This window comes from Psychrobacter okhotskensis, from assembly GCF_965638355.1.
In the GTDB taxonomy this organism is placed as follows: domain Bacteria; phylum Pseudomonadota; class Gammaproteobacteria; order Pseudomonadales; family Moraxellaceae; genus Psychrobacter; species Psychrobacter okhotskensis.
Genome location: NZ_OZ281822.1, coordinates 2,661,929 through 2,681,638, shown reverse-complemented (window position 1 = coordinate 2,681,638; position 19,710 = coordinate 2,661,929). Strand labels below are relative to the sequence as shown.

The following is a 19,710-nucleotide window of genomic DNA, read 5'->3' as shown; positions in this document are numbered from 1 at the left end:
TATGACTGTCATCTAAAGGCAAATAACAGGCTAACCAATTCAGAAAATTTTAAAGCCGACATTTATACCATAAAAGTAATGAATACTCAAATATTTTTATGATAATTGTCTGCTTCAACGCGAGCTATTATACCTGAAATGAGGGAACTATGTGATTGATTATTTAACGGTAAAGTTTAATTTTTAGTTGTAAGTTATAACAAAAGTCAGTAAAGTTGCTGTTATAAAATTAATACAATCTGTTAATACAACTGACTTTAATGTAAATCTATGTATCATTACCAATCTATTGTGATTCGGTGTAATGATAATTTACTTATTTGCTCGAATAAATTACTGCCGATGCGGAGTTCAAAACATGTCATATAGCTCATTACCTTTTACTTATAAGTTATTTCAACTTACTTCTTTGACTTGCGCTTTGGCACTGGCAGGTTGTGGTGGCGGAGGTGATGGTGACACGGTCGACTCTATTGCTCCTGAACCTGATTTGGGTGTGACGCAGCCTGGTAATGGTGGCAATGGTAATAACGGCGGGGGTGAGCAAGTGCCAGATGTTGAGCCTGAGTTCTTTTTACAAAGACTTAGTACAGCGCCTACTATTATCGAGCTGTCAAATGAGCAAACGAACTTCAGTGTTACTGTCAAAGCTGCTGAAGTAAGCTCTGGTGGCGCAATGGTTGGTAAAGCCGTGACCTTAAAAGTAGTCAATTCTGAAAATAATGGTATTACTATTGAAGGGCAGAGCACCCAGACTACTGATAGCGATGGTAATGCTGTGTATACGCTCAAGCTCAATCCGCAAGCTGTTGCTGATAAAGATGCGCTAGTAGCAGAAGGCTTCACCTTAGTAGCCACTGCCAAAAAAGCAGATGGTACTGCTATTGCACCGCAAGAGCTGAAAGTTTCAGTGAGCAAAAAAGGCAGTGGTGGTGGCACACAAGTTACCGAAAGTAAACTTGATATCACATCTGTGTTGAGCACTAGTTCAGTTTCTAACAATGCCCTAAACCCTTATGGTGATAATGCCCAATTGACCGTCATTGCTAAAAATAGCAATGGTGCCCGTGTTCAAGATGTAAAAGTTGGACTGGGTATTGATAGTATTAAAGGCATCTCTATCGTAGGTGGCAGTAGTAAAGTTACAAATGCGGATGGTATCGCAACGTTCAGCATTAAAATAGACGAAAATCTTTCGAAAGCTGAGCGCGATGCACTTCTTCAAGGTGAAGGTATTGCGTATGCTATTAGCATCCAAGAGCCAGATGGTGCTACCAAGCAAGAAACAGGCAATCTATCAATAGAGTTGCCAGTCTCAGATTATGTGCTAGATGTAAAAGGTAGCGATGTAGTGCTCAATGCCTATGGAGATGAGCAACCTCTGACCATCACAGCAACTACCAAAAACGCTAAAGTACCAACCTCTATCAATGGAGCAAAAGGTACAATCAAGCTTAATAACCCAATTACTGGGGTCAAGCTGAGTACAGAGGCCTTTGTCTTTGATGCGACTGGAAAGGTAGTTGTAAATCTCATCGTAGCACCTACGCTTACTGCAGATCAGCGTAAAGAGATTGTAGAGAAAGGCGTGAGTTATACTGTGGTTTTATCAGAGCCTAACCGCGCAGTAACGTCGGATACATATGGCAGTGAAGCATATATTCCTGAGTCTCAGTATCAAATAAAGTTTGCGACGAAAAACAAAGATAGAATCTCTAGTTTTGGTAGTGAGGCCATTATCAGCTTCCGTGTCAATGATAAAGATGGTGGCGCAATTGCCAATCAAAAAGTAACCGCCAGCTTACCTCAAGATCTAATCAAAACAGGGTTATTGAATTTAGACAGTGCCGCTACTCAAGTAACCGATAGTAAAGGCATGGTTAGTTATAATGTGAGTGTGCCAGCAAGTTTGACTGCTGCACAAAGAGCAAAACTAGAAGGTATCGGTGGCTTTATCTTAGCGGCTAAGGTTACTGAGGCCTCAGGAGCTAGTAGCACTATCAACAGTGAGCGTATCCAAGTCACTGCTGCAAGTGAAACAATCCTAAATGTAAAAAACATCCCTAGTGCTGTTAATATATTAAAAAATCAATTCCAAATTCAAGTGGCAGGCAAACGTCCAGATGGTAGTGCGGCAGCTGGTAAAGAAGTGAAGTTGGCTATTAGCAATGTCACAGGCGTAAGTATTCAAGGTAGCCAGCAAACGACAGACGCCTCAGGTAATGTCACATTTACTGTTAATTTAAGCCAAGATCTGACAGAAACACAGCGCCAAGCTTTGGTGAAGTCTGGCATTCCTTATACGGTAACTCTGACTGATGATGATGGTGTGGCTACGAATAAGTATAAAGCGCCAGTTATCATTCCAGTGGCTGAATACAAGCTAAACTTTGGCAGTAGCAGTGTTAGTAAGCTGCTAAGTACAGGTGGTGTCACGACCCTAAGCTTCCGCGTTAATGATAAAAATGGTGGCGTAATAGCCAATCAGACCGTAACAGCAAGCTTACCGACCAGCTTGACTCAAAAGGGTTTGATAACACTTGAAAATGCCGCAAGCCAAGCAACTGATGCTCAAGGCAATGTAAGTTACACGGTTCGCATTCCTGCAGGGCTGTCTGTTACACAGAGAGCAGAGTTAGAAAAAGCTGGTGGGTTCGTGCTAAATACTCGTCTGGTTGAATCATCAGGTGCAAGTATCAATGTAAGTAGTAACCGTATCCCAGTGACTGCTGACCCTAGTAGAAGTAAAACTATCCTCACGGCAAAAACCACTCCTAGCGTCGTGAACGTTTTAAAAGACAAGTTTACGATTCAAGTATCTGCCAAGCGTCCAAATGGTAGTGCTGCTGCAGGTAAATCTGTAAAGCTTGCGATTAATAACGTCAAGGGCGTTAGTATCGAAGGTGGTGAACAAACCACTAACAGTGCTGGTAATGCGGTGTTCACCGTAAATATAGACCAAGCATTGACCTTAGAGCAACGTAAAGCGCTTGAAAAAACAGGCATTGCTTATACAGCCACATTGACTGATGACGATGGTGTTGCCACTGAAAACTACAGTGTGAAAGCATCTGTCCCTAACGCCGAGTACAAAATCAATTTTGGTAGCAGCAGCAATGCGCAATTATCAAGCTCAGGTGGCAGTACTGTCGTTAGCTTCCGAGTGAATGATAAAGACGGTGGCGTTATAGGCAATCAAAAAGTCACAGTGAGTCTCCCGAAGTCTTTAGTTGATGCTGGGCTATTGACCCTAGATAGCGCTGCTACTCAGACAACGAATGACAAAGGTATCGTGAGCTATACCGTTCGTATCCCTACTGGATTATCGACTGCACAAAAATCAGCATTAGAAAAAGCCAGCGGATTTTTCTTGACGGCCAATCTGATCGAGGCATCTGGAGCCAGTACTAGTACCAATAGTGCGCCTATCAGCATAAGCGATAAAATTCAAAAAAGTTTAACGGTCTTAACCTCAGAGACCAATCCTAAGGTAGTGAACGTTTTAAAAGATCAATTTACGATTCGAGTATCGGGTAAGCGCAAAGATGGTAGCGCTGCAGCTGATAAAGTTGTCAAGCTAGTGCTTAATAAAGTAGCCGGCATTACAGTTAAAGATAACGAACAGAAGACTGATGCGTCAGGTAATGCGACATTTATCGTAGATGTAAGCCAAGACTTGACCCAAGCTCAACGCGAAGCACTAGTGAAGTCAGGCATTACTTATACAGCCAGTTTGACTGATAACGATGGTGTCACCACCAGTAATTATAATGCGTCTGTGGTTATCCCTGCTGCACAGTATCAAATTAATTTTGGTAGCAGTGATAAAGTTCAGTTATCAAGTTCAGGTGGTAATGCAGTCATTAGCTTCCGTGTGAATGATAAAAATGGTGGGGTTATTGCTAATCAAAGCGTCACAGCAATGCTACCAAAAGCTCTAATCGACTCTGGCTTACTGACTTTAGACAGTGCTGCGACTCAAATGACCAATGCTCAAGGTGTGGTCAGCTATAAAGTTAGTGTTCCTGCAGGTTTGACTAAATCACAGAAAGATAAGCTAGAAGCACAAAAGGGCTTTGCGTTAACTGCCAAAGCTGTTGAAGCCTCAGGTGCGAGCAGCAGTATCAGTAGTTCGGCTATAAAAATCAGTTCAGAGTTAGCCAAAAGTGATATTAAACTTACTTCGATTAGCTCTCCTAAAGTGGTGACTGTCACAGACAAGCAGTTTACTATTCAAGTATCTGCTAAAAACCCTAATGGTAATGTCGCAGTCGGCAAAAAAGTAAAGCTTGAGATCAGTAATGTGGCAGGCGTCAGCATTCAAGGTAATGAACAAACAACCAATGAAGCTGGCAACGCAGTATTTACTGTCAACCTTAGTCAAGACCTAACAGCAGCACAACGTACAGCTCTAATCAAATCAGGTATTAAATACAATGTTACTTTGACAGATGATGATGGAACAGTCGCCAAAATTGAAAATGCAGTTATTAATGTAGAACAACCAGCAACGAGTTTAGAGTTTGCCTCTATCCTTACGCCTTCTATTAGTGAACTTGGTGGTAGTGGTACTATTAGTATCAAGCTATTGGATAAAGTTAAGCAAACGCCAATGAAAGGGCAAGCAGTTGCTATTCAATTGGGTAAAGCAGCACTTGATTATGGCGTTACTGTCAATGCAGAGTCAGCGACTACTGACTTTAGTGGTGAGACGACATTTATAGTGACTATCCCAGAAGGGTTGACAGCAAAAGAGCGTTCTGAGCTTAAGCGTACAGGTATTAACTATCAGCTGTCTTATGTAGAAAAAGGAGAGACTTATACCTCTGTTATAAAACAAGTAGATATTCTAACCCCAGCAGTTGATTTGACGGTACTAAATCCGCCAAACCTTATTAATAATCGTCCTTTCTACACATTGAATGGTGAAGGTGGTAACGTTGTTGTGAATGCGGCACTAAGTACCCGAAACACCAACATCAGTATCAGTGATCAGCCTATCCAGCTGGAATTTGCTAACAAAGAACTATCAGCGTTATTACTTGTAAATGGTAAGTCAGGCTCAGCTACCAATATTGTAAGTACTAACGCTACAGGCAAAGCAGGCTTCACGATTATTGTACCGAGTAGCTTAACGGCAGCGCAAAAAGCTGCTCTAAAAAACCAAAAGCTGACAGCTACTTTGACGGAAACATTAACAGGTAAAAAACAAGAAATTCAGTTTAATGTACAGTCAACCAAAGCTGCTATTGATTTAATAGCCATCACACCGAAAGCACTGAATCTAAACGGTGGTGAGACTCAAGTTGAAGTGATAGCCAAAGACAGCAAAGACAATGTCATTGCAGGTAAGTCAGTTTACTTAGCGCTCCCTGCTGCGATTGCTGCTCAAGGTGTTAGCTTAGTAACCAGTGGTACACAAACCACGAATGAGTCGGGCAGAGCTAGCTTTACGCTTGCTGTGCCAGCTGGTCTTACTGATGAGCAAAAATCAGCCATTGGTAGTAGCTTTGCAGTTGTATTCTCAGCAACGGATGAGAATACTAACATTGCCACAAAAACCAGTACTGTTAAGACAGTCACTCCAGATCCAAGCGGTACACAAGAAAGCCTAACCATCGGCGCAAATAAAGTCGTCAATACTAAAGGCGATACCTTCAAAGTATTCGTGCGTTTAGAAAATAAAGGTGGCGCTATCGCCAATCGTGAAGTTCGCTTAAATGTCGATGACCCTATCAAAACTGGCGTAACTGTTAGCAACAACACAGCTACGACTAACGGTGATGGTTTAGCAGCCTTTGACCTGACACTAGAAGACGGTGCTAATGTCAACCAAGCGATTCTAGCAGCGGGCATCAAGCTGACGGCGACCACGACGACTGCAGAAAATATCGAGTTGCCGCAGACCTATATCGTAGCCGTAGATACTGCTACGATTGATAGCTATCAGCTTATCGTATCTTCTGATAAATCTACTTTAAATACTGGTGGTGATCAGACCAATGCGACTTTCCGTGTGACGGACAGCAAAGGCGGTATCTTGGCAGGAGTACCTGTCCAGCTAAGTATCGAAGATTTAGAAGTTAGTGGTGCGGCTTTGACCACCCCAAGCATGGTAACAACGGATGCCAATGGTCAGATCGATGTCGGTGTCATCTTAGCCGCCAACTCTATCAACTCGCGTCTCAATCATAGTGTTGTTATTAACGCCAAAATCGTCACGCCACAATACGATGCAGATGGCAAGGTCAGTATGCAAGTGCGTGAAGAAAACTCACTAAGCTTGTCAGCTAACGGTACGGAAATTACTATTGCAGCTACAGAAGCCAATCTGAAAGATGATGCTTCTACTACTATCACGACCACATTGGTGGATGGTGCAGGACGTGCTATTGCCAATGCTGGTATGGAGTTAGTCGACGCGAACGGCGATGTTATCCATTCTAGTGCGACTGCTATTAGCAATGCAGATGGTAAAGCAGTATTTAATATTAACGAAGCTGACTTGACCTTTGATAATAACGGTAACTTACGTGTATTTGCCCGCGCTTTAGGTGAAAATGGCATCAATACTCAGCGTAGTCTAAATAGTATTGAGCTGATTAAGGTCTCACAGGCAGGTATTAGCTTTATAGACATCCAAGACGTTTATGATGTCAATATAGCGCAGACAATCAATGTTCAGATACGTCGTGATACAGCTGCTCAAGCAGCAGAACTAATCGGTAAGCAAGTTGAAGTACAAACGACTATTGGTACGTTTTCTGATAGCAATGATGTTATCGTCACAAAACCCATTACCGCTGCTAATATAAATGGCAATATCATTACGATACCGGTTACCTTAACATCAGAACTTGCTGGTATTACCGCACTACAGGCGACTGTATTAGGTGAAACACTACCAAACGGTGAGCCGCGCTATCGTGCGACAGTGGACGCACGTTTCCGTGCTACAACACCTGCTAAAATGTTATTTCAAGCGGTGAAATCTGTCATTACCCCGGGTGGTAGCACTGAAATTGTCGCTACGGTAAAAGATAAAAATGATGTGCCAGTCGAAGGTCAAACCGTCGTATTTAGCCGTGCGTCAGACTCGTCAGCAGGACGCTTGTCTGCGGCAACGGCTATTACTGATAGTAAAGGTGAGGCGCGAGTTGTCTATCAAGCCAATGCTAGCTCACCTATTGGCGGTGTTGTAATCAACGCACGTTTATTACAAGACAATGCGAATATAGGGGTGAAGACTACGACTATCACTGTGTCAGAAGAAGCGGTCTATACGACATTGGCTTTTGCTAATACTTTATCTTCTGATGATATTTATTATACAGTACGTGGTTCTATATCTGTCATGGATGGTTCAGGACGTGCTGTACCTAATCAAGAAGTATCAATTAAGTCTTATGCCACACAATATGCTCAAGGCAGAGTCTGTTTGTTAGACAGTACAGTGACCTATCAAGCGGCTGATATTGCAGAAAAAGATGAGAATGGGAATGTGATTACTACAACACCAGATCCTAAAGTGTTCTCTGAAAAAGCGCCTATTTATTTAGAATCTAATTGGATATCAACTGAAGATCTAAACTATAACTATACGTTAGATCAAGACGAAGATATTAATCGAAATAGTCAGTTAGATGCTATTAATCCGGTCGCTATTATTGGTGGTACAGTATCAAATGACGGTTATTCATTTGTCACTGATTCAGAAGGTAGAGCCGACTTTGAGATTCGCTATCCACAGCGTTATTCAAAATGGGTTAAAGTACGTTTTGATGCATCAACCTTTGTTAATGGTAGTGAAAATACGCAAAGTATTAACTATCAACTACCGATCCTAGCGGGAGGGGTATCAGTATCTGACTCAGATATAATTACACCTTGGATTAATGGTATAAGTCCATTTGGTGATGCTGGCGCAACTTGTATAGATAGCATGAATGTTCTTATCAATGAGCAGGAGGATAGTACTAAAGTAGTCCTATCACCTTATGCACCATCACAACCAAATTATGTTGTTGCTATCAATGGAAATAGTTCAGGAACATCGTCAATAGGTTACGATAGCTTTATTGTAAACTTTGATGAAGCATTTGATTTAGGCTCTCGAATTAAAGTCAGCCGCAATGGTGTTAATTTTTCTAAAACGCTTAAGGTCGAGTAGTCAGTATCTCGTATTAATTCAAAATATATTCCTTGGTAAAAACCCCCAACCACGCGTTGGGGGTTTTTGCATTAGTATACTGAATAACCAAAAAAAACCAACTCAGTCAGCAAAATATCGTAAAAGCGATTAAAATAGCGGTCTTCTTATACTGGTAATAGATTCTACAATCAGTAGCAAGTTTTGATTTAATTTTTACATTGGGCGCATTATGTTAAGTAATACAACATCAGACACTATAATAACGGCTTCATCTTCTAAAACCCCTGCCGCTAATCCTGCTATTGATACCGCGACGCTATTGATTAAATGCCGTGATCAAGCGGGCATCGTACAAGCCGTATCTGAGTTTATCCATCGTTATGGCGGCAATATCATCTCCCTTGATCAGTATTCAACTGCTCATGAAGGCGGACAATACTTTATGCGCTTAGAGTTTGCGCTATCAGGGTTAAGTGAGATTATTGACAATTTTGAAGCCAGCTTTGGGCATACGGTTGCCAAGCGTCACAATATGACTTGGCGCTTACACGATAATGCCATTCAAACCAAAGTCGGTATTTTGGTTTCCAAGTTTGATCATGCGTTGTTGGATTTATTGTGGCGGCATCAGCGTGGATTGCTTGATTGTGAGATTACTTCGGTCATCAGTAATCATGAAGACTTACGCCAAGCGGTAGAAAACTTTGGCATTGATTTTCATTATGTGCCAGTGACCAAGGACAATAAGGCAGAGGCGGAAGAGCAGATTCACGAATTGATGGCAGGCAATGACTTGCTAGTATTAGCGCGCTATATGCAGATACTGTCCTCTGATTTTGTCAAGCGTTGGCCGATGCAAGTTATCAATATTCATCATTCGTTCTTGCCAGCCTTCGTCGGGGCTGATCCGTATCGTCAAGCTTATGACAAAGGCGTCAAGCTTATCGGCGCGACCGCGCATTACGTCACTGCTGAATTAGATCAAGGGCCTATCATTGAGCAAGACGTACACCGTGTGACCCATCGTCAAGGTGTGACAGAGTTGCGGGCTATTGGTCGTGATATCGAACGCAATGTGTTGGCACGTGCCGTTAACTGGCATGTGCAAAACCGCGTGATTGTGACTGGCAATAAAACAGTGGTTTTTAATTAGCTTTTGATTAGAGCATTTTTAAAGTGAAAGGTATGCATTGAATACAGAGCTAATAAAAAGCCGCCAATAGTATTAGATAATACTATTGGCGGCTCCGTTTTTAATCACATTACTACGGTAAATCTAAGTTTATAACAGCATCTCTAACACAAACTTGCTACCGACGAAGCCAATGGCCAATAAGATAAAGGCATAAATAGTAATGTTGGCAGCACGTTTGCCACGCCATCCAGCGCGCCAATTACCGAACAGTAGCGCACCGAACAATAACCATGATAGCAAGCTAAACACCGTCTTATGCACGATATGCTGCGCCATCAGATCTTCTACGTAAATAAAGCCGATACCCAGCGCGATGCTAAGCAGGACAAAGCCGACCAACAGCATGTCGAATAACAGACTCTCCATACTTTGTAGTGAGGGCAGTTTATTGACCCAAAAGCGGTGGATGCTTTGATGCTTAAGCTCACGAATTTGCAGCCGCAAAAATAGCGCTTGCACCGCTGCCATCAGCAGCACACAATAGGCGGCCAGCGATAGCAATATATGTGCTTCAAGGCCAACGCTGATATCCGTAAGTGGTTGATAAGGCGCGCGGCCGACATAGCCGACTGTCAATCCTATCAGGGCAGTCGGTGCGGCCAAAATACCGAGGCTCAGAATAGGGCGATAGAGACAGAACAGTACATAAAAGAATAAGAAAAACAAACTGGTGAGGCTCAGCACATTAAACAGATTAAAATTTAGCCCGTATAAGGTCACGACGTAAGGGTAGAGTAGCGTCGCATGCGCGAGCATACCGACCAATAATAAGCCTAAGCTCACGCCTTTATGGATAGGTTTGTCCTGAATCAGCGCCCAACCGATGTGGAAGCTGACGATGATATAAGCCATACTAGCAAGTAAGAATGCAAAGTGCACAGGTAAAAAGCCTCATCTCATCATGAGCGTAAAATAGCCGCTCAATATAATGCTAAAGTGGTTGTGACAGAAGGATTAGAATAATCGTCCAATTTATCATAAAATGGCAGTCAATTGAGTATCATCTTATTTATTCCTCATAAATGCGTAACGATGGCAGGATAAATAAGACCTTGTATCGGTCACTGATAAGCCAACCAAGCAAGCATTTTGCAAAACGTCTATAAATTTTTAGCCGTCTTAATGCTATAGTATTGATAATAGGCAGTTTTATTTGCCAGCATTGCACCCAAACCTAAGCATGCATCCTAATATTATTTATAAGCCATTTTCATGGTTTACCTAAGAACTGGTTTGACTAACAATTATTTTAACCAACAACTATCTTAACTGCGAATTACTTTAACTGCGAATCACTTTAACTGAGAGTTATTTATGTTTGATACTTTAACAGAACGCTTATCGTCGAGTCTGCGCAATATTGTCGGGACTGGGCAACTGACCGAAGACAATATCAAAGACACCTTGCGTGAAGTGCGCATGGCATTGTTAGAGGCGGATGTGGCGCTACCGGTCACCCGTGATTTTGTGAAGCGCGTCAAAGAGCAAGCGCTTGGTGCAGAAGTGCTCAAAGAGTTGGCACCGGGTCAAGCATTTGTCAAAATTGTCCATGACGAGCTGACCGAAATGATGGGCAGTGCCAATCAGCAGCTTGAGATGACGGGTAAACCGCCAGTTGTTTATCTACTAGCTGGCTTGCAAGGGGCGGGTAAAACCACCACGGCCGGTAAATTGGCGAAGTTTTTACAAGAGCGTCATAAGAAAAAGGTGATGCTAGTCTCTGCTGACGTTTACCGTCCGGCAGCGATTGCCCAGCTTGAGCAAGTGGCAGGTCAGGTGAATGCCAAATTCGTCAATTCAACTAGCGACGAAAACCCGATTGATATCGCTCGACGCGCTATTGAAGAAGCGAAAATCCAGTATCAAGATATTTTAATTATCGATACCGCTGGTCGCTTGGCTATTGATGAAGCGATGATGGAGGAGATCAAAGCATTAACTGCTGCGGTTAATCCTTCTGAAACCTTATTCGTCGTCGATGCGATGACCGGTCAAGATGCGGCCAATACTGCCAAAGCCTTTAACGATGCGCTGCCATTAACGGGTGTTATCCTGACTAAAACGGATGGTGATGCTCGCGGCGGTGCAGCACTGTCTGTACGCGCGATCACTGGTAAGCCGATTAAGTTCTTAGGTCGCGGTGAAAAACTAGACGCGCTAGAGCTGTTCCATCCGGAGCGTATCGCCCAGCGTATTCTTGGCATGGGTGATGTCTTAAGCCTAGTCGAAGAAGTTGAACAAAAAATCGACCGTGATAAAGCCGAAAAAATGGCGAAAAAGATGCAAAAGGGCGGCGAGTTCGACCTTGAAGATCTCTTGACTCAGTTCCAACAGATGAAAAGTATGGGCGGTATGGCAGGCTTTTTGGATAAGATGCCAGGTATGGGCGGCTCTGACATGCAAAAAGCGGTTGAAGATGCTAAGCCAGAAGAAAAAGTGCGTGAAATGGAAGCATTGATTAATTCAATGACGCCTTTTGAGCGTAAAAACCCTGATAAGATTAACCCAAGCCGTAAACGCCGTATTGCCGCAGGTTCAGGTCGCGAGATTCAAGACGTCAATCGTTTGCTCAAGCAGCACAAGCAAATGGCAAAAATGATGAAAATGATCTCCAAGCCTGAAGGCATCAGTAAGATGATGAAATCGATGCAAGGATTGATGGGTGGCGGCGGTGGAGCAGGTGGTGGCGGTCCTTTATTCGGCGGCGGTCAACAAGGCGGCGCTAAAGACGTGAACCCACAGCAGATGGCCAAACAGATGGGTCTGGATCCAAACAATATGCCAAGTACCGAAGAGATGCAAAAGCAAATGGCGGAGATGCAAAATCAAGCGCCGAAGGGCTTCAAAAAACGTTTTTAAATGGTTGTTGATTAAATAAGTAGTTGTTAATAAAACCCCCAAGGTGCCAGTCGCTTTGGGGGTTTTCATGTCTGTCATACTTAAATGAATATCGATGGATTAAGTATGAAAATTTTGAAATTAATAAAATTTGCCCATCCTAAATGCTATGATAGGCGCTGTTTTATAATACCAAGCGAATAAGCCGAGGTTATGATGTTTTTAGCAATGGATACCGTGTTCGATCAGTGTTCGATCGCGATTTTAGATGTCAGTGGTCAAGTGCTATCGAGTCATACTGAGACGGGTAAACGCCAGCAAACGCAGCAAATCCTGCCGATGATTGATGCGGCATTGTCCGAAGCTAAGCTCAATCTTGCTGATTTGCAAGCCTTGATATTCAACCGTGGCCCTGGTGCATTTAGCGGTATACGCATTAATACGGCAGTCGTGCAAGCATTGTCTGTTGCTCATGACATTCCTTGTGTGGGTGTCTCAAGCCTACAAGCGATTGCTCAATGTGCGTATCAGAAATACGGTCAGACCGACGTTTATAGCGCCCTTGACGCCCGTATGCAGCAAGTTTATTTTGGGCAATATGCTGCAACAGATGACCTGATGCAGGCGGTTAATCAAGAAAATGGCGAAGATACAGAGCAGTTGCTCGATTATGACAGCCAGACAATGCTTAATATTCCTATCGCTGGTAATGGGGCATCGCTATTAGCATTACGTGACGGTCAGATAATTCAGGCAGATATTCACCCTGACGCTACTGTGATAGGGCAGCTTGGTATTGCTCAGTTCATGGCGACAGGTGGTACAGAAGCCTCACAAGCTTTACCAAAGTATCTTCGCAATCAAGCGTGGAAAACGCTAAAAGAGCAAGGTAAGGCGTAACCATCATATTAATGCCAGCCATTATCAGCGCTATATAACATATAACAATACTCTAAAAACGCTATTAACCAACCGGTCCGTATCTAGGAAAGCCATCGTGGATATCATTTTATTAATTCAAGCTGTCATCATGGGTATCGTTGAAGGTATCACTGAATTTTTACCCATCTCTAGCACTGGCTACTTGATTTTATCAGCCGATTTGATGGGCTTTTGGACCAAAGAAAAAGTCGATTTGTTTGTGGTAGTCGTGCAGCTTGGCGCTATCTTGGCGGTCATTTATGACTATTGGGGCAGACTGTGGCAAGCACTGATGGGCTTACTGACCGGTAAAGCAGAAGGTATGAGTAATCCAAGACAGCTAGGACTTAGCTTAATTGTGGCGACTATTCCAGTGATGATCGTTGGTTTTACCTTCGCTGACGAAATCAAAGCTTATTTGTTTAATCCTATCGTCGTAGCAATTATGCTGATTATCGGTGGTCTGCTGATATTCTATGTCGAAAATCGCCCTAAGACGATTATTGCGCAAGAAGCAGAAGACGTCAGTCTAAAAACAGCATTGATGATAGGTCTGCTGCAATGTCTGGCATTGATACCCGGAACATCGCGCTCGGGTGCCACTATTATCGGTGCATTATGGCTCGGTGTCTCGCGTAAAGCTTCCGCTGAGTTCTCGTTCTTTTTAGGTATTCCTGTCATCGTTGGTGCAGCATTATTAGATTTGCTCAAGCATCATGACGTCTTAACCAACAGTGAAGATTGGTTAGTACTCGGCATCGGCACAGTGGTGTCATTTATCGTTGCCTTATTATGTATTCGCCTGTTGGTTGCATGGGTAAGTCGTCGTGATTTCAAAATCTTTGCGTGGCTACGTATTGTCACTGGCGTCATCGTCTTGGTCGCTGCTTGGGGTTTTGGTTATCAAATGGCAGGCTAAGTTTTATGATGAAATAGGCTTTTATGATAATACATGCGGTTTTGAGTGGTAAGAAGGAAGGGCTATTATGAGCAGTTTGCAACCAGTATCTAGTAGCTTTACACATTGCCAACTTGTCTACGTTAGCGAGTCTCAGCATAGTCAGGTTGCAGATATACAAGCGTTGATAATTGCTCATCAGCTGCCCATTATTTTACACCTTGAGCTGTTTGCCGATAAACTTAATCAAAAACGTCGTCAGCAATTAAGCCAGACAGCCACCCAACCTATTTTGTTGTTGGATGACAAAGACAAGCTATCATGGCTGAGTGATGGACTCAGTGTTGCACCAGAATGGGATAAGTTGCAACGCCGTGTGGTGAGTGCGGGGCGTAAATCTGAATTGCTACTACAAGCGGCAAAACTTACCACAGATAGCAGGGTGATTGATGCAACTGCGGGTTTTGGGCATGACAGTCTGATATTGGCCAGTACAGGCGCACAAGTTATTATGCTCGAACAGCAGCCCTTAATGGCTTTACTGTTGCTAGCAGAACAGCAGCGTATGAGTGCGCTACCCAATTGGCAAAAGCTCATGAGCCGGCTACATATTATCAATAGCGAGGCGCTTAGTTATTTTGCGAGCTTACAAGCTGAGTCGCTAAATACTATTAAAAAAGTAGATGCAATATATCTGGATCCGATGTTTCCAGAGGACAGTTACCAAGATAGTAAAACAGGTAAAGGTGCTAAAGTGGGCAAGCATATGCAAGCATTGCATCAGTTGGCTAGCCCGCCGACCTCAGAGGAAGAACTACAATTGCTACAATCTGCGCAAGCAGTCGTTGGTCAAAATGGGCAACACACACAACTACGGGGTCGCGTAGTCGTCAAGCGTCCACAGTTGGCACCGTTACTCGCTAATCAACAACCCAGTGAAAGCTGGCATAACGAAGCCGTACGCTTTGATGGTTATTTTGTTTGATGGCTGTTATTTTCAAACATGGTTTTTTGATCACTGCTTTTTAATAGCTGTTTTTGATTATCATAAATGTGCTTAGTGAGCAGGTTTCCGATCGTTAACTTTATGATTGCTAACTTTAAATGTATTAAATTTAAGGCTATTAAGTTTAGGAGCAGGGATGACAACGTTGATAATATGGATCATGGGTGCCGGCTTGCTATTGGTAAATATCATCCTGCGCACCCGAATTCTACGGCTGGAAGCACGTCTTAAAGAGTTAGGCAATCCGCAAGAGCAATTGGCGTTTTTGCGTAAGCAGGCAGCACAAAAAGATAAAGTCCCTGCGATTAAAGCCTTACGCAAACAATATCCTGAGATATCACTCATCGAAGCAAATCGACTGTGGCAGAACGTTTAGAGACTGTTTGCGAAGAAATGGCAAACTTAGAGACAGTGCGTTGAAATCTGACTATTTAAAAAAGGTATATTTAGAGGTAAGGGTTCTATGACCAACCATCACTCAGCTTTAAGTTTTAAAGAAAAGCTACACGCTTACCTGCAGCTGACACGCTTTGATAAGCCCGTTGGTATTGAGCTGTTACTCTGGCCAACGCTATGGGGCGTGATGCTGGCTGCTATGGGTCAAGCGCAGCAGCAAGGGGCAACAGCAGGCTTACCAAGCATTAAGATATTTGTGCTTTTTGCGCTGGGTGCGATTTTTATGCGGGCGGCAGGTTGTGCGATTAATGACTTTGCCGATCGTAAGGTCGATGGTCAAGTGACCCGCACCAAAGGCCGCCCACTTGCTGATGGGCGCTTATCTGGTAAGGAAGCCATTGCTGCCTTTTTGGTATTAGTATTACTCAGTGGCGCTCTACTTTTCTTTTTGCCTATTGCCGTTTTCTACTGGTCGCTTGGCGCTCTCATACTGGCCTTCATTTATCCATTTATGAAGCGTTTTACCCATTTGCCGCAAGTGTTTTTAGCTGCCGCTTTTGGTTGGGCGATACCGATGTCATATGTGGCGATACAGGGCGCACCTGATATCTGGGGTTGGCTGTTATTTATCGCTTATATGTGCTGGACAGTGGCCTATGATACCCAGTACGCCATGGCTGACCGTGAGGATGATTTAAAAATTGGGGTAAAATCAACGGCGATATTATTCGGTCGCTACGATGTGATTATTATCTCGCTGCTACAAACATTGTTTTTGCTGATCATGGGCATGGTTATGTGGCATTACTTCGCACCGACGACGTTAGGTGTCATACCCGTATTTGGTTTGGCACTAGTCGCAATGATGTTCGCCAAGCAAAACAGCGCTTGTGCCAGTCGTCAAGCTATGGCTTGTTTTCAGGCGTTTTTAGCCAACATATGGGTAGGGCGTTACGTCTTTGCTCTTATCGCCATCGCTTGTTTATGGACGACTTTTAATGGATAACTTCAAAAAGCTCTCAAAGTCAAAAGCGAAAAAGGGCGCTGATATTAATGCGCCAGTTATCGATTATCAGGCAAAGCTAGCCGCGCATGGCCTAACACGCGCACAAGTCATCGCGACCGAGCGTAAGCTGGCAAAATTTGCCAATACGATGGATTCGCTGGTACGTGTGCCTTTTACCAAGCAAGGCATGGGCGCTGATGCAGCGCTCTCGACCATTCCGCTGGCAGGAGATTTGGCTGGATTGGCTTTGACCAGCTATGCTTTTATATTAGGTCGGCAGTTGGGCGTCCCTGCGCATAAGATGACGCCAGCGGTTAGATTGGCACTGATTGATATGGTCGTGGGTATCGTACCGGGCATTGGCACGTTGCTTGATATCTTTATTCGTCCCAGTCGCAAAACCTTGACCATCGTCCATGAGCATCTACACGATGAGTATGGCATCACGGAAACGATGCATATGGATCGACCGTTTTTGCATCAGTCATTAGAAGATAAGCAGCAGCAAAGCCGCTTTGCTTTCTTTTGGCGTAATCCAGTCGTTGCATGGTTGTATCTACATATTCCTGATATGCTCGGCTTACTCGTCATTGTGGTGATTGGCTGGGGACTGTGGGCAATGATTGGCTGGCTGGTAAGTCTGTTTGGCAACACAACTGGTTTTGGTTAAAGCTCCACAAGCCTAAAAAAGGCGGCAAATATCTATAATATTTGCCGCCTTTTTTATTGCATGCTTTTTTAGTGTCTATTTATTAATGTTAGTTTTTTTGCCATCGTTATTCTGTAATGACTTCCGCTTCAGCACTGACCGCATCAAAGCTGGTAACTTTATTATTACGAATAAAATCAATACTACCACCACCCGCATGACTGACCAGCTGAATACTACCATCGCTTGAGCGGTAAGTCGGGTTATTGCCTTGACCCTCTGGCGCGCTTAGGGTCATTTTTGGTTTGTTGGGTAGGGTGACGATAGCATTGAGCACACCTGCTGCCGAGGTCTCAAAAACGACAGATAACGATTCACCTGCCGCGCTTTTATAGCGAACATCAGTGATTTGAGCGCCCTTGATGGCTTGCTCTGGATTGGGCGCAACAGCCGCGTTGTTTGCTGCGCTATCCATTGGTTCAAGATCTTTCTCAAGCTCGTTTAAGCTGACATCTTGCGCTGAGTCTACAGTAGTCTCAGCGGCATTTGCCTCTCTATCCGTCACTTCAGGTACATTGATGTTAGAGGTCACAGGTGTCGTTTGGACTGCTGCATCAGTGGTGGTCTCGTTAACTGTCTCAGATTCTGATGACTTTTCACAAGCAGTGACTAAAAACATACTCAAAAAAATAACAGGCAGTACACGAAGATAGCGCGTAGGCTTGGTTGGCGTAAATAGATGGGTTTTCATAAGCAGATGACTATTGGTAAAGAGAGGGTTATTTAAGCACAGTAAAGGGTAAGGAACAATCTACCATTGGTGACCATTGATTAAGTATTGACGGTAATGATAATTTTGCGATTGCCACCATACGTTTCAAGATGGTCTCGATGTTCACATAAATAAATGCCTTGCCACGTTCCTAGTCCTAGCGCCCCATTTACCAGCGGCACAGTCAAACTTACGCCAAACAGCATGCTTTTAAAATGCGCTGGTAGGTCATCCGAACCTTCTAAGGTGTGGCGATATTCCGGTTGATCGGCTGGGGCGATTTTGTTCAGCCAGTCTTCGGTATCTAGTCTGACATCCGGGTCAGCATTTTCGTTGATGGCTAGGCTGGCGGAGGTATGTTGTAAAAATAGATGCATCAACCCTGCTTTAGCCGAATTCGGTAAGAGCTGACTAATGGCCTCTTCAATCAGCGGCGTTATGATGTGAATGCCGCGCGCGTAGGCAGGAAGGGTTAGGGTGGTTTGTTGATAAGCCATTGGCAGGTCTCACTTTATTTTTAATATATCAGCTGTCGTTCCGCTCTCTTGATATACGTCATCCAAATAGCGACGGCTGGCAAGAAGCTTATCGACGACGCCACTTTGACTTTGGGTATTGAGCTTTTGTGCAAAGTCCAAAATAGAGCGCAATTGTTCCAATACCATGGTGTAGCTGGTCGCTGCTTTATCACTATCAATAATGACGGTTTTTGCATAGTTTGCATCAAGGCTGAGATAGTCATCAATCAATTCAGGAATCCGAGTTTCTATTAATTTATTGAGAGTAAATAATTGTGATTCGGTTATTTGCTGATGATGGGTGCCTTCATACTGTTGACCAATATCGTCCATGATTGCTCGAAAAGCGGACGGTACGCGCTCATCATACAGCCGTTTTATAAAAGGATGCTGCGATGAGAAGTTAATAACGGCAAGTCCATTCGCGACCTCACTTGTAGCCACCTTAGTATTATTCTCTAATGAGGCCTTGGTCGCGGACGCCAGATACTCGCGATGGCGCTGTGTTGAATCAATTTGCAACTGTCGAGACTTTTCTTTCATCACAAAGAATATCGGCACAATAAGGATCAGGCTTAGCAAAATCAGTAAACTAAAAAAAGACATGTTTAGACTCTGTCGTGATAAAAACGATGATGATAAGAGTATCGCTATATTTAAAATATTTCTATATTACAACATAACACATCTGTGTTATTTTACCTGAAGGGACAACACTAGTTGGCGAGTATTACTTTATATTAATAAATAATAATGGATAAGTCGTTAAGGATGATAATGGATAATGACACAATTACGAAGAGTCAGCTAGCAGCTTATAAGCCGACTATTGCTTATGTCGGTACCTCTTGGGCCGTGATGCTGGTAGGCGTATTGGCCTATCTGCTGGGATTATGGAATGCACAAAGTATGCTACTTAATGAGAAAGGCTACTACTTTGCCGTTTTGGCACTGGGTCTATACTCTGCGATTAGCTTGCAAAAAACGTTACGTGATCGCGCTGAGGGTATTCCAACCACCAATTTATATTATTTAATCAGTTGGGCAGCGCTGGCGGTATCCATTTTTCTTATTGCCGTTGGGCTCATGAATGCAGGGGGTTTGAGCTTAAGCGAAAAAGGCTTTTATATGATGGCATTTACCATGAGTCTATTTGCAGCGGTGACGATTCAAAAAAACACTCGGGATGAAGCGCAAATTCGCACGCTTATCGCCCCAACGTTAAACGTAGATGGTAATGGTACGGCGCGAATATCTAATCAACACTCTAATACATCAGAGTCCGGCAAATCATTGTTTGGTGCGGTTAAGTCAAGAATGGACAGTAGTGATAAAGACAGCTAAACAAAATAGGTAAAA

Annotated in this window: 14 protein-coding genes; 10 read left to right on the top strand and 4 right to left on the bottom strand. The window is 43.4% G+C overall.

The window, feature by feature from the left end; genetic code table 11:
• Positions 1-358 precede the first annotated feature (358 nt).
• Together ACSUPM_RS11085 and purU are read left to right on the top strand one after the other, a co-directional pair.
• Complete coding sequence (locus tag ACSUPM_RS11085) at positions 359-8,170, top strand: hypothetical protein (protein WP_436879948.1); 7,812 nt, start codon at positions 359-361, stop codon at positions 8,168-8,170.
• A gap of 211 nt (positions 8,171-8,381) precedes the next feature.
• On the top strand, positions 8,382-9,305 hold the full coding sequence (gene purU / locus ACSUPM_RS11080) for a formyltetrahydrofolate deformylase (RefSeq protein WP_227687540.1): 924 nt from the start codon (positions 8,382-8,384) through the stop codon (positions 9,303-9,305).
• A gap of 129 nt (positions 9,306-9,434) precedes the next feature.
• On the opposite strand, the gene ACSUPM_RS11075 is transcribed toward purU, so the two are convergent.
• Positions 9,435-10,199, bottom strand: a complete 765-nt coding sequence (locus tag ACSUPM_RS11075) for a cytochrome C assembly family protein (protein ID WP_037025430.1) — start codon at positions 10,197-10,199, stop codon at positions 9,435-9,437.
• Between the two features lie 462 nt (positions 10,200-10,661).
• On the opposite strand from ACSUPM_RS11075, the gene ffh reads away from it, so the two are divergent.
• The 7 genes from ffh to ACSUPM_RS11040 all read left to right on the top strand — a co-directional run bounded on the left by ffh (position 10,662) and on the right by ACSUPM_RS11040 (position 17,082).
• The gene (gene ffh / locus ACSUPM_RS11070) at positions 10,662-12,206 is read left to right on the top strand and encodes a signal recognition particle protein (RefSeq protein WP_201565437.1); all 1,545 of its coding nucleotides are present in this window, start codon (positions 10,662-10,664) and stop codon (positions 12,204-12,206) included.
• 195 nt (positions 12,207-12,401) lie between these two features.
• On the top strand, positions 12,402-13,085 hold the full coding sequence (tsaB, locus tag ACSUPM_RS11065) for a tRNA (adenosine(37)-N6)-threonylcarbamoyltransferase complex dimerization subunit type 1 TsaB (RefSeq protein WP_025652460.1): 684 nt from the start codon (positions 12,402-12,404) through the stop codon (positions 13,083-13,085).
• 97 nt (positions 13,086-13,182) lie between these two features.
• Positions 13,183-14,025: an undecaprenyl-diphosphate phosphatase gene (locus tag ACSUPM_RS11060; RefSeq protein WP_201577526.1), complete on the top strand. Its 843-nt coding sequence runs from the start codon at positions 13,183-13,185 to the stop codon at positions 14,023-14,025.
• Between the two features lie 67 nt (positions 14,026-14,092).
• Positions 14,093-14,989, top strand: coding sequence for a class I SAM-dependent methyltransferase (locus ACSUPM_RS11055; protein ID WP_436879947.1), 897 nt, complete (start codon positions 14,093-14,095; stop codon positions 14,987-14,989).
• Positions 14,990-15,146: 157 nt separating this feature from the next.
• Complete coding sequence (locus ACSUPM_RS11050; protein ID WP_101212410.1) at positions 15,147-15,386, top strand: hypothetical protein; 240 nt, start codon at positions 15,147-15,149, stop codon at positions 15,384-15,386.
• An 87-nt stretch (positions 15,387-15,473) separates the two neighbouring features.
• Entirely contained in the window at positions 15,474-16,412 is a 939-nt protein-coding gene (gene ubiA, locus ACSUPM_RS11045; RefSeq protein WP_436879946.1) for a 4-hydroxybenzoate octaprenyltransferase, read from the top strand.
• The gene (locus ACSUPM_RS11040) at positions 16,405-17,082 is read left to right on the top strand and encodes a DUF4112 domain-containing protein (RefSeq protein WP_025652465.1); all 678 of its coding nucleotides are present in this window, start codon (positions 16,405-16,407) and stop codon (positions 17,080-17,082) included. The genes ubiA and ACSUPM_RS11040 overlap by 8 nt, the downstream gene beginning before the upstream one ends.
• A gap of 106 nt (positions 17,083-17,188) precedes the next feature.
• Here ACSUPM_RS11040 and ACSUPM_RS11035 read toward each other — a convergent pair whose 3' ends face one another.
• From ACSUPM_RS11035 to ACSUPM_RS11025, 3 genes are all read right to left on the bottom strand, one after another.
• Complete coding sequence (locus tag ACSUPM_RS11035) at positions 17,189-17,812, bottom strand: hypothetical protein (protein ID WP_201606406.1); 624 nt, start codon at positions 17,810-17,812, stop codon at positions 17,189-17,191.
• Between the two features lie 80 nt (positions 17,813-17,892).
• Positions 17,893-18,330: a secondary thiamine-phosphate synthase enzyme YjbQ gene (locus ACSUPM_RS11030; RefSeq protein ID WP_173238850.1), complete on the bottom strand. Its 438-nt coding sequence runs from the start codon at positions 18,328-18,330 to the stop codon at positions 17,893-17,895.
• A 9-nt stretch (positions 18,331-18,339) separates the two neighbouring features.
• Positions 18,340-18,957, bottom strand: a complete 618-nt coding sequence (locus ACSUPM_RS11025) for a hypothetical protein (protein ID WP_101212414.1) — start codon at positions 18,955-18,957, stop codon at positions 18,340-18,342.
• Between the two features lie 171 nt (positions 18,958-19,128).
• Between ACSUPM_RS11025 and yiaA the strand changes: the two genes are divergently transcribed.
• Positions 19,129-19,695, top strand: coding sequence for an inner membrane protein YiaA (gene yiaA / locus ACSUPM_RS11020; protein ID WP_201575919.1), 567 nt, complete (start codon positions 19,129-19,131; stop codon positions 19,693-19,695).
• The last annotated feature ends 15 nt before the right edge of the window (positions 19,696-19,710 follow it).

What these genes read in the sequence shown, in the direction of transcription:
- ACSUPM_RS11085 (WP_436879948.1), top strand. Translation starts at nt 359, where the DNA reads ATGTCATATAGCTCATTACCTTTTACTTATAAGTTATTTCAACTTACT.
- purU (WP_227687540.1), top strand. Translation starts at nt 8,382, where the DNA reads ATGTTAAGTAATACAACATCAGACACTATAATAACGGCTTCATCTTCT.
- ACSUPM_RS11075 (WP_037025430.1), bottom strand. Translation starts at nt 10,199, where the DNA reads ATGGCTTATATCATCGTCAGCTTCCACATCGGTTGGGCGCTGATTCAG.
- ffh (WP_201565437.1), top strand. Translation starts at nt 10,662, where the DNA reads ATGTTTGATACTTTAACAGAACGCTTATCGTCGAGTCTGCGCAATATT.
- tsaB (WP_025652460.1), top strand. Translation starts at nt 12,402, where the DNA reads ATGTTTTTAGCAATGGATACCGTGTTCGATCAGTGTTCGATCGCGATT.
- ACSUPM_RS11055 (WP_436879947.1), top strand. Translation starts at nt 14,093, where the DNA reads ATGAGCAGTTTGCAACCAGTATCTAGTAGCTTTACACATTGCCAACTT.
- ACSUPM_RS11050 (WP_101212410.1), top strand. Translation starts at nt 15,147, where the DNA reads ATGACAACGTTGATAATATGGATCATGGGTGCCGGCTTGCTATTGGTA.
- ubiA (WP_436879946.1), top strand. Translation starts at nt 15,474, where the DNA reads ATGACCAACCATCACTCAGCTTTAAGTTTTAAAGAAAAGCTACACGCT.
- ACSUPM_RS11040 (WP_025652465.1), top strand. Translation starts at nt 16,405, where the DNA reads ATGGATAACTTCAAAAAGCTCTCAAAGTCAAAAGCGAAAAAGGGCGCT.
- ACSUPM_RS11035 (WP_201606406.1), bottom strand. Translation starts at nt 17,812, where the DNA reads ATGAAAACCCATCTATTTACGCCAACCAAGCCTACGCGCTATCTTCGT.
- ACSUPM_RS11030 (WP_173238850.1), bottom strand. Translation starts at nt 18,330, where the DNA reads ATGGCTTATCAACAAACCACCCTAACCCTTCCTGCCTACGCGCGCGGC.
- ACSUPM_RS11025 (WP_101212414.1), bottom strand. Translation starts at nt 18,957, where the DNA reads ATGTCTTTTTTTAGTTTACTGATTTTGCTAAGCCTGATCCTTATTGTG.
- yiaA (WP_201575919.1), top strand. Translation starts at nt 19,129, where the DNA reads ATGGATAATGACACAATTACGAAGAGTCAGCTAGCAGCTTATAAGCCG.